The sequence below is a fragment of the Pedobacter sp. GW821-FHT01D05 genome (assembly GCF_059422505.1).
The window spans coordinates 1,807,301-1,822,875 of record NZ_JBWKXA010000001.1; the positions used below are offsets into that span (position 1 = coordinate 1,807,301).

The 15,575-nt window shown below is 39.4% G+C and carries 11 protein-coding genes; 3 read left to right on the plus strand and 8 right to left on the minus strand.

Features of this window, described 5'->3' with window-relative positions; all coding sequences use genetic code 11:
• Positions 1-112 precede the first annotated feature (112 nt).
• Both dnaE and dinB read right to left on the minus strand, forming a co-directional pair.
• Positions 113-3,124 carry a DNA polymerase III subunit alpha gene (gene dnaE / locus AC07VK_RS07350; protein WP_492959383.1) on the minus strand — a complete coding sequence of 1,004 codons (3,012 nt, stop codon included), beginning with the start codon at positions 3,122-3,124 and terminating at the stop codon, positions 113-115.
• 2 nt (positions 3,125-3,126) lie between these two features.
• The gene (gene dinB, locus AC07VK_RS07355; RefSeq protein WP_492959385.1) at positions 3,127-4,440 is read right to left on the minus strand and encodes a DNA polymerase IV; all 1,314 of its coding nucleotides are present in this window, start codon (positions 4,438-4,440) and stop codon (positions 3,127-3,129) included.
• Between the two features lie 873 nt (positions 4,441-5,313).
• On the opposite strand from dinB, the gene AC07VK_RS07360 reads away from it, so the two are divergent.
• Positions 5,314-5,499 carry a hypothetical protein gene (locus AC07VK_RS07360; RefSeq protein WP_492959387.1) on the plus strand — a complete coding sequence of 62 codons (186 nt, stop codon included), beginning with the start codon at positions 5,314-5,316 and terminating at the stop codon, positions 5,497-5,499.
• Between the two features lie 28 nt (positions 5,500-5,527).
• Here AC07VK_RS07360 and AC07VK_RS07365 read toward each other — a convergent pair whose 3' ends face one another.
• From AC07VK_RS07365 to proS, 5 genes are all read right to left on the minus strand, one after another.
• Entirely contained in the window at positions 5,528-6,175 is a 648-nt protein-coding gene (locus tag AC07VK_RS07365; protein WP_057934807.1) for a response regulator, read from the minus strand.
• A 609-nt stretch (positions 6,176-6,784) separates the two neighbouring features.
• Entirely contained in the window at positions 6,785-7,399 is a 615-nt protein-coding gene (locus AC07VK_RS07370) for a Crp/Fnr family transcriptional regulator (RefSeq protein ID WP_492952039.1), read from the minus strand.
• Positions 7,400-7,515: 116 nt separating this feature from the next.
• Positions 7,516-8,367 carry a TIGR02757 family protein gene (locus AC07VK_RS07375; protein WP_492959389.1) on the minus strand — a complete coding sequence of 284 codons (852 nt, stop codon included), beginning with the start codon at positions 8,365-8,367 and terminating at the stop codon, positions 7,516-7,518.
• Positions 8,368-8,573: 206 nt separating this feature from the next.
• A complete protein-coding gene (locus AC07VK_RS07380) occupies positions 8,574-9,713 on the minus strand; it encodes a cystathionine gamma-synthase (RefSeq protein WP_492959391.1) in 1,140 nt (379 codons plus the stop codon).
• Positions 9,714-9,816: 103 nt separating this feature from the next.
• Complete coding sequence (gene proS, locus AC07VK_RS07385) at positions 9,817-11,289, minus strand: proline--tRNA ligase (protein WP_492959393.1); 1,473 nt, start codon at positions 11,287-11,289, stop codon at positions 9,817-9,819.
• Positions 11,290-11,487: 198 nt separating this feature from the next.
• Here proS and AC07VK_RS07390 point away from each other — a divergent pair, with 198 nt between their 5' ends.
• Together AC07VK_RS07390 and AC07VK_RS07395 are read left to right on the plus strand one after the other, a co-directional pair.
• Complete coding sequence (locus AC07VK_RS07390; RefSeq protein ID WP_492959395.1) at positions 11,488-12,501, plus strand: hypothetical protein; 1,014 nt, start codon at positions 11,488-11,490, stop codon at positions 12,499-12,501.
• 20 nt (positions 12,502-12,521) lie between these two features.
• Entirely contained in the window at positions 12,522-14,051 is a 1,530-nt protein-coding gene (locus AC07VK_RS07395; RefSeq protein WP_492959397.1) for an OmpP1/FadL family transporter, read from the plus strand.
• Between the two features lie 119 nt (positions 14,052-14,170).
• Here AC07VK_RS07395 and AC07VK_RS07400 read toward each other — a convergent pair whose 3' ends face one another.
• Entirely contained in the window at positions 14,171-15,568 is a 1,398-nt protein-coding gene (locus AC07VK_RS07400) for a SusD/RagB family nutrient-binding outer membrane lipoprotein (RefSeq protein ID WP_492959399.1), read from the minus strand.
• Between the last annotated feature and the right edge of the window lie 7 nt (positions 15,569-15,575).

A 15,575-nucleotide genomic window follows, 5' to 3' on the forward strand; every position in this document is an offset into this window, starting at 1 on the left:
CTTTAATAGAAAGTCGTCATCTCGATTGAAGCGTCGCGAAATGGAGAGATCTCTAGCTTATATTCAGTGAAGCAGATTTCTCGGCTGCGCCCGAAATGACGATTCGTCGCTCTTAAACTGCCACCGGATTCATCTGGATATCCAATTTAGCGAACTTTAAAACTTCGATGCTCTGAAAGCCGAAATCTTCTACCACTTTACCTAAAATAAGGTAACAGCCCTTTCCTTTAAAAGGATACATCGGTGTACTATTGGGAAAATGGGTCGTATCAAAAAAATTGCCGTTGGCATCTAAAAAAGTACCGAACCACATTTTGGTATTTTTAATGGTGTGCACCGTTTTTTCGCAAACATAGTTCCCTACCATCCTTACCGTTTCACCTAAATGTTTGTGCAGATCTACCGCCATAACATCGCCACGATAAGGTGTTTTCAGAAAATCGAACATTTTATAATTAAGTGGATAACCCAATAACTCCAATTCTGTGTAAGCATTTTCGAGTTCCGAATCGGCCAATGCGGGGAGTTGATAGGTTTTGTAACTCAGCTTAAAAAGCTCGGCATGATTCACTTTCTTCTGTTTAAACCCAAGGTAGTTGTGCACATCCCAAAGCAGTGTTTTCCGATCTTTTCCGGTAAAGCGCAAGGCGCCCAAACGGATTAAAATAATAGCTTGTTCTAATGAGATGCAGGTCCGCGTTACAAAATCTTCTAGGTCGATATACAAACCATTTGCAGCACGCTCTTGTGGAATAATTTTGATGATTTTTTCTTCTAAACCCTGAACGGCAATGAAGCCCAGATAAGCATCTTTACCTTTTATATTCACCACATCATCACTATGGTTAACACATGGTAAATGCACCCTTGCTCCTGTTTTTTGCAATTCGTGCACATAAACCCAGCGACTGTAAAAACCACCATAATTATTCAGTACCGCTACCATAAATTCCATGGGGTAATATGTCTTCAAAAATAAACTCTGGTAACTTTCTACCGCAAAAGATGCTGAATGCGCTTTCGAAAAACTGTAACCGGCAAAAGATGAAATCTGTCGCCAAACTTCGGTAATGAGTTCTTCTGAATGCCCTTCTTTTCTGGCTGAAACAAAAAACTTATTCACCAGTTCATCAAAAGCCAGTTTAGACCGGTATTTACCACTCATCGCTTTGCGCAGGATATCAGCATCGGCAAGATCAAGACCTGCAAAATAATGACATACTTTGATCACATCTTCCTGATAAACCATTACCCCATAGGTTTCGCTAAGCCGCTCTTTCATCACTTCGCAGAGGTATACTACTTTATCGGGCGCATGGTAACGCTCGATATAGGATTTCATCATACCCGAGCTGGCCACGCCCGGACGGATAATGGAACTGGCTGCCACCAGGGTAAGGTAATTATCGCACTTCAGTTTTTTGAGCAGTTGCCGCATGGCTGGCGATTCGATATAGAAACACCCGATGGGCTGCCCTTCTTTAAGGATACCGTTTAATTTCTGGTCTTCTTTAAAAGTTTTAAAATCATGAATGTCGATATCCTTTCCCTTATTTTTTTTAATGAGCTGCACGGCTTCGCGGATATGACCGATACCCCGCTGACTTAAAATATCGAATTTCTCATAACCGATGGCTTCGGCTTCGTACATATCCCATTGCACAGTCGGAAAACCTTTTGGTGGCATATCCAATGCGGTATAATACGTAATAGGCTCTTCAGAGATTAAAATCCCTCCGGCATGGATAGAACGCTGGTTGGGCATACTTTTCATATAGGCATGCACAGCCAATAATTTCTGGTAAGTTGTATTTTCCAAATTTTCGCGTTCTTTGGTGGGATCGGTAAAACTATCTATTTCGCCTTTGGGTAAACCCAGTACCTTACCGATCTCCCTGATAATTGCACGGTCTTTAAAAGTGCTCATCGTACCTAAAAAAGCAACATGCCATTTGGGATAGCGTTCAAAGATATAACGTTGTATCACCTCCCTTTCGTCCCAGGAGAAATCGATGTCAAAATCTGGTGGACTTGTCCGTTTTTCATGCAGGAAGCGTTCGAAATACAGGTCGAGATCAATTGGATCTACATCGGTAATGCGCAAACAATAAGCTACAATGCTGTTGGCACCCGAGCCACGGCCAACGTGGTAAAAACCGCATGTGTTCATGGCGTATCTTACAATATCGAAGGTGATGAGAAAATAGGCGCAGAAGTTTTTAAGTTCGATGATCCGGAGTTCTTTCTCTAAACGCTCAATGGCTTCTGTATTATTTTTGCCATAACGGTATTTAAGTCCTTCTTCGGCCAACTCTCGAAGCATTTTTTTATCCCCTTCGAAATCTCCGGTAAAAAAAAACTTGTTTTTAGAAGCAGGTGTAGGGCCATTCTCAAAATAAACACTTAAATCGCAGCTGTTTATCAGCTTCTGGGTGTTCTGAACAATAAATGGGTATTGTTCAAATTGCTGGGTTAGTTCTACTTCTGGAATCAGGAACTCATCCGGATCACATTTTTGGTCATCCTTCACTTTACTTAAAAGTGTATTGAGCTCGATCGCCCTAAAATATTCGTGTAGGCGGTAGGTGATCTTATCGCTAACGGTAACAGGATGCCACACCACCAATTTTTCTCGCTGTTTTAAAAGTGGGTGTTTGTACAACAGATTTAGCTGTTTGGCCCGGACACCTACAAATTCATTTGCTTTTAGTGCTGGGTTAAAAGATTTTTGAAAAGGATAAATGATGTAAACATTCTCCATTTTGGGTGGAATATTGGGTAACGGAATATGGTTGATGTTGTGGTGGCTTAAAAATTCATTCAGCTCGCGCATCCCCTCTCTATTCTTCGCAATGCCCACATACAACAACCTGTTATCGATCCGGAATTCGATACCCGCTACCGGTTTAATCTGATACGGAATATTGCCTTTGTGTATTTCGTCGGCTTCTTTGGCAATGCCTTGCTTGTAACACTCGCGAATAAACTCTACCGCCCCAGTTGAGTTATTGATATCAGTAAGTACCATTTGATGGATACCCAAACGCCGGGCAGTAGCAATTAACTGGTCGATGCGCTGCGTACCATACTTTAGGCTATAAGAAGAATGCACATTTAAAAACATCGCTAATCATAAGATTTAGTACCTATTGTTCCTTTTTCACTCATAAAACTTCTAATTTTCGACCGTTTCCTTACTTCCTCCTGTGCTTCCTCTGTTTGGTTTTCGATCAATATTTTCTTTTTGCGCGGATTGTACTTGATTATTTTCCCCGTTTCATCGCGGGGTGGCTGGGTAACAATACAGGCTTTTACCACTGCTTCGGCACCATAGTGGTTACGTACCTTATCCATAGCCTGGTAAAGACTATACTCTTCTTCGGCAATATTATATAAACCAATCTGTTCGTAACCGCTCACCAGATGCGAAAGTTTTACGCCTACCAACCGCAGCAACATCCGTTTGGCGTACACTTTTTCGAACAGGCTATGTGCCTTGCTGATTAAAAAAGAATCGAGCGAGGTATACGGAATACGTTCTTGCTGGGTAACCGTTTCGAAATTAGTATAACGCACGGTTACGGTAATACAGGCAGTTAATTTTTTCTGGTTACGCAGCTGAAAAGTTAAACCGGTAACCATTCCGGTTATAATGGCCTTTAGTTTAGCCATATCCATGGTATCGCTTTCGAAGGTAGCCTGTGTACCGATTGATTTCCTTTCGCGGTAAGGTATAACTGGCGAGAGATCGATCCCGTTTGCTTTTTGCCATAAACTTAAACCATGTTGACCCAAAATTTTAAAAATGAGCTGTTGTGGGATCTGGGTAAGCGTAAGGATTTCGCGAACACCCATTTCGCTTAACTTTTTATAAGTAGCGTGGCCGATACCCGGAATTTTGTGGATAGCCAAAGGATCGAGAAAGGGCCGCAATTCGGGAAATGTAACCTGCCGTTCGCCATCAGGCTTAGATTCGTTGGTGGCTATTTTGGCTACGGTTTTATTGATCGACAGACCAAAGGAGATCGGCAAGCCCATTTCTTTGATAATGTTTTGCCTAAGTTCCGACGCGAATTTCATGCAACCAAAAAAGCGGTCCATACCCGTCATATCGATATAGTGCTCGTCAATACTGGCCTTTTCAAAAAGAGGAACTTTATCGGCAATAATTTCAGTAATCTCGTGCGAGGCTTTGGAATATTCTTCCATATCGCCTTTTAAAAATATAGCCTGAGGGCACAGCAATTTTGCCGTCCTGCCGGGCATTGCAGCATGTATGCCGTACTGGCGTGCTTCGTAGCTGCAAGAGGCTACCACACCCCTATCGCCGCCACCACCAATAATTACGGGTTTGCCCAATAACCTGGGATTTTTTCTGATTTCTACCGACACAAAAAATGCATCCTGATCCATATGAATAATCTGCCTTTCTTTATCCATTCTCGTATTATAAGGATGATTGAGATCAAAAATACTAATATTTTTAGTTTTAAAGAAAATTAAAATCGATTAATTTTAAACAAAATACTAACAATTTTAGCTTTAATATACAGATTGATTACAGGAACTTCCGCGGCATGGTTGACGGAATGGAGGAATTGGGAGATTGATAATCGGTGAGGACACCAACTATTGCGTGCGCCGTCATATAAGTTATTGAAGAAAATATAGTTAATAGGATCTTTATATTTTATATGGTAAAGTATGTAGTCGGTACCACCCAGCTATGGAAACGTTTTGTTTGTTTTGAGACATGCTACGCTTTGTTATCCTGAGCGTAGTCGAAGGATTTGCCACCGAAACACAGATTAGACTCCCAATCGGATTGTTCCATAAGAACTTGCTTGGCAGGGATGACACAGAATTGGAAGATTAATGCTTGGTAAGGACACCAGCCATAGGCGAATTTCGTGTGCCGTAACGCAGGTGTTTTTAACTATTTAAGTCATTTTTAAAAAGTGAAAACAATTAATTTAGCTATTCATTATTTGCACAAAAATATATTCTTTAGTATCAATATTTTTACAATAAACACAAAATACATCATAATTAATTATAACTGTAAACATCGATTTGATATTAATTAAACAGGCTTTATCAGCTGCTATAGTTCAGGTATATTGATTCAAATCAACTACAACTTAAAGCCATATCAGGTTGATGTTATGCGCTGCAATATCAAAAAGAACTTTATACGAACTGTTCATTTTAAAAATCAGAAATTTTTTCACATAGAATTTCTGCACGAGCTGAAAAGAATTAATAAAACTTTGCATGTTTTAAAGTGTTTAGATAGTAATCAACATTTATACTATGAAAACTAAAGACAATAAAAACGCAGTAGAAAAAGAGCGTAAAAATGAAGGAAGCTCAAAGGAAAAGGCCTCCTTTGATCAAAACGGAAAGGGTTCTTCAGATAAATTTGGTCAATCTGGTTCCACACCTAACGAATCAGGAGAGAGTGGGCCTGGTACTGTAGATAAAAACAAAAAGATTTAGAAAAGATAAAAAGAGTAAAATACTCTTTTTATCTTTCGTAGATGCTCATCTTTTCAGCAAGTTCTATAATGCTTTTTATTTTCAGCTTTTGAAAAAGTCTCAACTTATAAGTACTTACTGTACCCATCTGAAGATTTAGCTGATTAGAAATTTCTAATACCCCAATCCCTTTTGTTAGTAATTCTGCTACTTCTAATTCTCTACCCGAAAGTTTGGTAAAAGGATTATCGGCATCATTACCTAATATACTGTTAAACATGTTTTCCTTAACATTTCTGCTCGAATAGCGACTGCCTGCCAAAATGGTCGTAATAGCGGTTACAATTTCTGATTCTTCTGCATTTTTGGTTAAGTAACCCGATGCACCCGATTTTAAATACGGAACAGCATAAATATTCTCATTCAAAGATGAAAATACCAAGATTTTTGCATTTGGCTGAACCAATTTAATCTGATCGATTACCTTAAGGTTGTTACCTCCTGGCAAGTTTACATCAATGATGATTAAACTTGGCGATTTTTCTGTTTCGACAAGCGCCTGCTCTAATGTAGATGCATGAATGATTTCGACACCAGGCCAAAAGTCTGATATTAAACCTTTTAATCCACGACGAATGATCTCATGATCATCAGCGATGAGCACAGTAAAAGTACTTACGGCATTTTTTGTTTTCATTATTTTAAGAATATAGTGCAAGTTAATAAAAAGTTATTTTCTTGTACGCAATTGTAGTTAATTTTTCGTTTAAATGTGTAAATATTATAATACACAACTTTACAGTTTTGTTTAAAACAGTATTGGAGTTGCCAATCTCACATTTTGCTTAGTGAAAAAATATGGCAAGAAAATACCAAGTGTACCGCAGCTATAGCCTGTAGTGGAACGATTGAGAATTCGTAACACGGCCAGGCCCGAGTTTTCTCTAAACGGAAAAATCTGTATTGCTGCTACGGCAGCGTTCCTGGGTATAGGCTCATGCTTCAAATAGCTTTTATCATACAGCCTTACACCTGTACGGTGCGAACCACTAGCCCAGATAAAATCTTTGATCGTCAAAAATGCATTTAAATCCAAAACCGTCGGCCTCCTTGTCGCCTTTTAGCAGGAAAGTGGGTTTAACCTGAAAATCTTCCCAAAACGGAAACAAGGGCCACCGGTAAGGTAATTATGCGGTTTTGGCCTTAGAAAGCTGTTGTTCAGCGATATTATACCCCATTTAACTAAAGGATTAAGCCCCTTTAAATGCTAAACCCTTATTTAAAAAAACAAGAAAATAATATAGAATTAAATTTTAGCCCTAATTCTACTTAATGTTTCGAGCCTGATGGCTAAAAAAGAAGCAATGTATTTTAAAGAAACACGGTTAATTAAATCAGGGAATGAAAGCAAAAACCGTTTGTATCTTTTTTCGGCCGACGAAATCCGGCACAGGTAAGCACGTTCTTCTGCCGAACGGTAATATAACTCCATCATCTTTCTGCCAACAATATTGGCTTCCGGAAAATTTTCGTAAAGGTATTCGGACAATACATGTGGGATAGCAACTAAATCTACATCTTCTAATGCCTGTAAATACTCATCCGAATCTCCATCTATCCACAAATTACGTATGGTACCTACAACTTCATTTTCTTTGGCAATCCATGTGGTAATCTCATTATTCCCATCCTTAATAAAACCCCTAACTACACCTTTAATAATTAAAAAAAGGAATTTGTTACGGTCTACAGGCGAAACAAGGTATTTGTTTTTTTTATAGCTGATCGGAAAGGTATGCTGGTTAATACGCTTTTCTATTTCATCATTAAGTGGGTGGAATTTCTTGAAAATTGAGACTAGAGGAGAAAAATTATTATATTTCTTCCACCTATCTTCATCAGATAAATTAACTGCAATCATAGCGAAACATTGGATAGACACAACCCTGCTAAACAGAAGCAGGATCACTACGTAAGTATAGGAAGATTGAATTGAAAAAAGAACTTTTTTTTTGACTTTTCTCAATTTCACAACCTTTAAAGCAATTTTTCTACACCTAATCCAAATAATGCAAAATCATACTTCACCGGATCTGAGGGATCAAACTGCTTCAAATTGTCGGTTAATTCAATTGCAGTTAGCCAATCGGTCTGCTTTCTATTAATCAGTCCAAGCAACCGCCCTACCCGATCAACATGCACATCGCAAGGACAGATCAGATTTTTTGGCTGAAGCGTATTCCAGATGCCAAAATCGACGCCTTTTTGATCTACCCTAACCATCCACCGCAAAAACATATTTAAACGTTTACAGGTAGATTTTTGCTTTGGCGAAGAAATATGTTTCTTCGTGCGGTGAGGAAAATCTTCTAAGGAGAAAAAGTATTCCCTGAAATGGTTCAAGGCCTGTTCAATTGAGAAGTTAAGCTCAGCAGCATAACATACCCCAGAAGCGTAGCTTATTTCTTCTTTTATTGATGATACTTCTAAATACTCCGACCTAAAGACATTTTGTCTTGGTAGAAATGCCTGCTCTAAACTGTCGAAGTTTTGATAATGTTGTTTAAAAAATGAAATAAAATAAAGTAAATCCGTATCGTTAAACGTGCGGTGTTTAAAATTCAACAGGCGCTTCAAATCGTTATCGGTATGGTTAACAACAAAATCGTAAGGTGCATTATCCATCCGGCCAAGCAGTTCCCTGCATTTATTGATAATCGTTTTCCGCTGGCCCCAGGCTAAAACCGCAGCAAAAAAGCCCGCGATTTCTATATCCTGTTTTTTTTCGAAAAGATGGGGAATACAAACGGGGTCGTTTGCTATAAAATTTGGCTGATTGTATTGTTCAACCTTACTATCCAGAAAATTCTTTAACTCAAGAAATTGCATCGTTAGCTTTTTTAGACGTAAATAGCAGCACAATTGTTGCCATTTAAACCGGATTGAAACGGTATCCTTTTTTGTTTCGCTGATTTTGATAAAGCAGATACCTAAACAAAAAAGATTTAGTGTAAAGCCGGGCTACCATTAATTTTAGAATAGGACCTGCTTTACAAAAAAAAACGGGCAAATATTTTATCTGCCCGCTCGAAATATTATGCTAGTGCGTTTGCCAGATCTTCTAAAAGATCGTCGATATCCTCTACTCCAACACTTAAACGAAGTAGATTATCGGTAACACCTACTTTCTCTCTTTCTTCTTTCGGGATAGAACCATGTGTCATCGTTGCAGGGTGATTAATTAGTGACTCTACTCCTCCCAATGATTCAGCTAATGTGAATACTTTAAAATTAGACGAGATTCTAAAAGTTTCTTGCAGATCAGCACCTTTTAAGGTAATCGAAATCATACCGCCAAATCCACGCATCTGTTTCTTAGCTACATCATGGTTAGGGTGATCTTCAAAACCAGGCCAATAAATTTTATCAACCTTTGGATGTGTTTTTAAATAATGTGCAATAAGCGCTCCATTTTCGCAATGTGCTTTCATCCGAAGGTGAAGCGTTTTAATTCCCCTCAACACTAAAAAAGCATCTTGCGGGCCTGGTGTTGCACCACAGGCATTGTAAATAAACCAAAGGTCTTTATACAATTGCTCGTCATTTGTTACCAACGCACCCATTACCACATCAGAGTGGCCACCAATGTATTTGGTTACCGAGTGCATCACAATATCAGCGCCCAGATCAATCGGGTTTTGTAAATAAGGCGATGCAAATGTATTATCAACTGTAAGGATTAAATTTTTCTCCTTCGTGATTTTTGCCACCCCTTCAATATCGATAATCTGCATGGTAGGATTAGTAGGTGTTTCTATCCAAACCAATTTGGTTTTATCATTAATGTAGGGCAATATATTCTCTGGCTTGGATAGATCCAGAAAATGAAATTTGATTCCGTATTTAGTGTATATTTTGGTAAAAATCCGGTATGAACCACCATACAGATCATTTCCGGTAATCACTTCATCACCAGGCTGCAATAATTTCAATACGGCATCTGTTGCCCCCATTCCGCTCGAAAAAGCCAGACCATATTTGGCATTTTCTAAAGCAGCTAAACAATCTTCCAAAGCTTTACGCGTTGGATTTGTTCCTCTTGAATATTCATACCCTTTATTGTCACCAGGAGATTTCTGCCAATAAGTAGAGGTTTGATATATCGGTGTCATTACAGCACCTGTGGTTGGATCAGGCTCTTGACCTGCATGTATGGCTTTAGTTGCGAATTTCATTTTTTTTTAGTTTTGAGATACAAGACACGAGATTTGAGACGTGAGATTTGAGATTTGCATTTCCCTCAGATCTCACGGCTCAAATCTCATGTCTCACATCTAATTAATACGCTCTTGCAAACAGTACCCTTTGGATAGATGGTTTTCCTGAATAAATACAAACGCCATCTTCTAATTTATTATCTAAAGGAATACAACGAATGGTTGCTTTTGTTTCTTCTTTTATCTTTTGCTCTGTTTCTGGGGTTCCATCCCAATGCGCTGAAATAAAACCAGCTTTGGTATCTAACAATTCCTGAAACTCTTGGTAACTATTCGCTTCTGTAATATGCGCATCGCGATAAGCCAAAGCTTTGTTGAACATGCTTTGCTGAATATCTTCCAACAGTTTGATGATGTAAATATCCAATCCTTCCTGAGGTACAGTTTGTTTCACCTTGGTATCTCTACGGGCAACTTCTACTGTTTTATTTTCTAAATCGCGACCACCGATAGCGATACGGATTGGCACACCTTTTAACTCATAATCAGCGAACTTAAATCCAGGGCGCTGTGTATCCCTGTCATCATATTTCACCGAAATGCCTAAACCTTTTAAACGCATGGTTAATTCATTAACGTATGAAGAAATTCTCGCCAGATCCTCTTCACCTTTATAAATCGGAACAATTACCACTTGTATTGGTGCTAATTTTGGTGGAATAATCAATCCGGAATCATCACTGTGCGCCATAATCAAAGCCCCCATTAAACGTGTAGAAACACCCCATGAAGTAGCCCATACATGGTCTAATTTTCCATCTTTTCCGGTAAACTTTACATCAAAAGCTTTAGCAAAATTCTGACCTAAAAAGTGAGATGTACCGGCCTGTAAAGCTTTACCATCCTGCATTAAGGCCTCAATACAATAGGTATCTAAGGCACCCGCAAAGCGCTCATTCGGAGATTTACGGCCTCTGATTACCGGAACAGCCAACCAATTTTCGGCAAAATCGGCATAGATATGCAACATACGTTCTGTTTCCTCAATAGCCTCTTCTGCTGTAGCATGTGCGGTATGGCCCTCCTGCCATAAAAATTCGGCTGTACGTAAAAACAACCTGGTACGCATTTCCCATCGTACTACATTCGCCCACTGATTGATCAATATTGGTAAATCACGGTACGATTGGATCCATCCTTTATAGGTATTCCAGATAATGGTTTCTGAAGTCGGGCGGACAATTAATTCCTCCTCTAACTTGGCTGTCTCATCTACAACAATATTTCCGTTTCCGTCATTTTTTAAACGGTAATGCGTTACCACTGCACATTCTGTCGCAAAACCCTCAACATGAGAAGCTTCCTTAGAGAAAAATGACTTTGGAATGAATAATGGAAAATAGGCATTTTGATGACCTGTATCCTTAAACATTTTATCTAAAACAGCCTGCATCTTTTCCCATATGGCATAGCCATTTGGCTTTATAACCATACAACCACGCACAGCAGAGTGCTCTGCTAAATCTGCTTTTAACACGATATCATTATACCACTGGGAATAATCTGCTTCTCTACTTGTAATTTCTTTGCTCATCTTATGTATTTGGAACGTAATTTGTACGTTAAAAAGTGTAAAATCCGACGGCAAATTTATAAATTTATGCCTACAAACGATTAACAAAATAATATCAATTATTTTATATCATTTTTTGACTAAATAAATAGTTAATAATTTTTAGTTTTGAAACTTGTTTATTAAATTCGTGAACACACACAACTAAATATAAACACAATGAAACCAATTAAATTTTTACCCATTGTTATGATTGCTGCTGCAGGGTTGGTGGCATCATGCGCTACATCAAAACTGGCTCAAACTAAGCCAGCTGATGATGTTTATAATTCTGTGGCGAAAGCCAGGGAGATTGAAATAGCTCCTCAGCCTCAAAACCGACAGGGCCAGCAATATCAGACTCAAGGGCAAGAAGAATATGATGAATATTACGGAACCAGTAATCCTTATTACGATATGGATTACTCCTCTAGGATAAACCGTTTTTATAATGGTTACAGCTTTCAAGGCTATTACGACCCTTACTTTGATAATTATTATTACGGAAGCAGTTATGGCCCTTCAAACTACTTGGGTTATGGCCTGGGTTGGAACAGCGGATACGGTTTAGGTGGCTGGGGTGGTAGCTTTGGTTATGGCAGCATCTGGAGCAATCCCTTTTATTACGGTAATTTTGGCTACGGATGGAACAACCCTTATGGATGGAACGCTTGGGGACCTTACTCTTATTATGACCGTTTTGGTTGGGGCGGTGGATACTACGGCGGAGGCTGGGGTATTGGCGGCGGATATTATGGTGGTGGTTACGCCAATAGAGGTGGTTCTTACAGGCCAAGACCGGGAAGCAATGATAGAGGGGTACCAAGATATGGTGGCAGCACAACTGCCGGAAACGCTGGCAGACCTAGCAGATCTGGTGTTACAAATCCAAATGGTGTAGGTTATGCTCCAAATATTAATGCCGGAAGACCAAGCAGAAACCAAGGTAATGGCAGCTATACACAACCTCAGGGCTCACAAGCTGGCAGACCTACCAGGAATGATAATTATAGTCCTCAAGGTACGCAAAGTAGCAGACCTACCAGAAACGAAAGCTATTCTCCACCTACCAGAACTGAGAGCAGACCGAGTTATTCACCTCCACCATCAAATGGCGGCGGAAATAGTGGTGGTGGTTCTACCGGCGGCGGCGGTGGTGGCGGTTCAAGACCATCAAGAGCAGGAAGAGGTTAATTTAAATTTAAACACACAACATGAAAAAATATATTTTAGCTTCACTAGTAGCTACAGTAGCTACTATGGGAACAACGTACGCCCAAAGTTACGCCCCTGATGCATTCCGCTTTTCTCAAACCAATTATGGTAGTTCTGCCCGATTTAAGGGAATGGGAGGTGCACAAATCGGCGTTGGAGGTGATATTGGTTCAATTAACGCAAACCCTGCCGGACTAGGCTTATTTACCAAATCTGAGTTTAGTTTAACTCCTGAATTTAATTCTGTATCGAACAATAGTGCATACTTAGGCAATAATACCAAAGCAAGTAAAAGTCAGATTAACCTAAATAACATCGGTGCTGTATTTTACAGCCCAGCAGCAAGAATAAAAGGTGCTGACGTAAATAAAGGATTGGTAAGTACTGTATTTGGTTTAAGTTATACCCGTAACAACGATTTCTTAAATAACATCAACTATAACGGAACAAATAGCAATAGCTCAATAAGAGATTCGTATGTAGACCAGGCCAATAGCGGTGGAATTGAAAATTCGATAGCCGGCGATGCATACAGCAGCTATTTAATTAATAAAAATGCACCTAATTACCCAAACAGGTATTCTGCAGAGCCTTATAACAATGCAAGTTTCAAACAAAACTGGGATGAAGCACGTTTAGGCTCAACTTCTGAATTTAACGTAGCAGGTGCCCTTAATTTTGGCAATAAGGTATACATTGGTGCAACAGCGAGTTTTGTTAATGTAAAATACACTAGCGATGCTACTTTTACCGAGTCGGGTATTGTGAATTCTTTTGATGATGGCTTACCAATACCTGCCTATACCGGCAACGAAAATTACAACTTAACGCATTTCAGAAACCAGGAAACCAAAGGTGGTGGATTTAACCTGAAACTAGGTATGATTTTCAGACCGGTTAATGAATTAAGAATTGGTATAAATTTCCAGACCCCCACCTGGATGAACATTGATGATAATACAAGCGAGACTTTACAAGCAAATTTAGCTGGAAATGCAACAAATGCACCTTCTAACTCAAATAACTCGACAAAATATTATACTTTCAGTTATAACTTACGTACTCCGTTAAAAGCTTCGGCTGGTATTAGCTACGTAATAGGTGGTACAGCATTAATATCAGCAGATGTTGATTATGTAGATTACGCTTCTATGCGTTTTTCTGATGTTGATGGATATGACCGCAATACAATAAACGACAATAATGCTTTCATTAAAGAATCTTATAAAGAGGCGATTAACTACAGAGTTGGTGCGGAAGTAAAAGTTACTAACGAATTTAGCTTACGTGCGGGTTACGGTGTAAACGGAAATGGTGTTAAAGGCGGCGACAATAAATTTTATCAAGGTCAATATTATACTGGTGGAATTGGATACCGCGTAGATAACTATTATTTGGATGTAGCGTATCAGAACTACAAAACAAATTTCAGTTCAAGTCCGTATTTATTGGATGATTACAGTGAACCTGTTGCAGATGTTAAAAGCAATAGAAACAATGTATTCTTAACTTTTGGTGTAAGATTCTAATAATAAACGTCTTAGATAATTAAGAAGCGTCAGTTTTCAACTAGAGAACTGGCGCTTTTTTACAACAAAAAGGATACCCGGTTGGGTATCCTCAACATTATCAATTAACTAGTACCTGTTTAATTAACATCCCACCATAACCTATCGGTAATTTTGGCCTTTTGTTGCGGCTGTGGGTTTGCTGTAATTTCGCTATTTGGGTAAAGTACCCTTCTCGGAATTTCAGAGAGTGCATTTTTAACTTTGGTTAAAGCCGGGAATCCGGTACGGCGCCAATCTGTATAATTTTCAGCATTAAGAAAGTTTGCAACCGACTTTTCTTCCATAATTAAACGGAGTGCATTTGTACTGCTGAGTGTCCCCCGCGAAGCAATGTAGGTATCCATATCAGTTGTGCTCACCCCTACCTTAGTCATGTGCTGTTTAATACCATCCTGATAAACAGGTTGTGCAGCTGCAAAACCCGATACCACAAGCGTGGCTTCGGCTTTTATAAATAATGCCTCGGTGTAATTTACCAGGTAATTATTGGCATTGGCACCCGCGTAAAAATCGGCAGGGATTGAGTAAGCCTCCAGACTCCCAATTTCGTCTAAACCAATCTGCCGGCCCGTATATAAACCGGTTTGTTTGGCGGGTTTAACCATTTTGCTTAATCTTGGATCGTTTCTGGTAGTAAAAGCATCAACAAAGGTATTGGCAAGCACAAAAGTAGTACCTGGTAAAAAATTCTGCTGCCATGGATTTTCTGCTCCTGCTGCACCACCGAAAGCAATTTTTGCATCATCATTATTGCTCTGCATGCCATTTGTTAGTGCAGTCAAAGCCAACTCTGCCTGCGCAGCAGCTGTATTTCCTGGTGCTTTACTCAGGTGCATGTAATAGCGTGCCTTTAAAGTATAAGCCAATTTTTTCCACTTTGCCATATCGCCAGCGTACATCAGATCGTCACTGCCAGGAGCTAAGCCAGCATTGCGACCGATATCTGCAATCCCATCATCTAACAAGCGCTGTAGCTGGGTATATATTTGTTGCTGGGTATCGTAAGTAGGATTGGCTACATCCACTCCCTTGAAAGCCTGACTGTAGGGAATATCTCCCCATGCATCGGTTGCGTAGCCCAAAGTATACGCAGTGAGTATTTTAGAAATCGCAGTATAATTAAAATTGCCGTTTGCAGCTGCTTTAACATTTAGGAGGCTTAAGTTGTTCAGTGTGCGCACGTATACATTATTCCAGTCGCCATCCATATCAATATTGTACATCTGATAAGTGCCAAAATTTGGGGCTACCTGGTTCAGAGCCATTACCTGCAGGTATTGCTGAAGCACTACACTTAAATTCCCATCACCGGATGCATTGATGTTCTGGGAGATCAGCATCTGTACTGGTGGCAGCATGAGCGATTCCTTAACATCTATCGGTCTGTTGGGGTCATAGTTAACATCAATGTATTTTTTGCACCCGGCAAAAGCTATCATAAATGCAAAACTTAAAATGAAATATATCTTTTTCATGTTGATT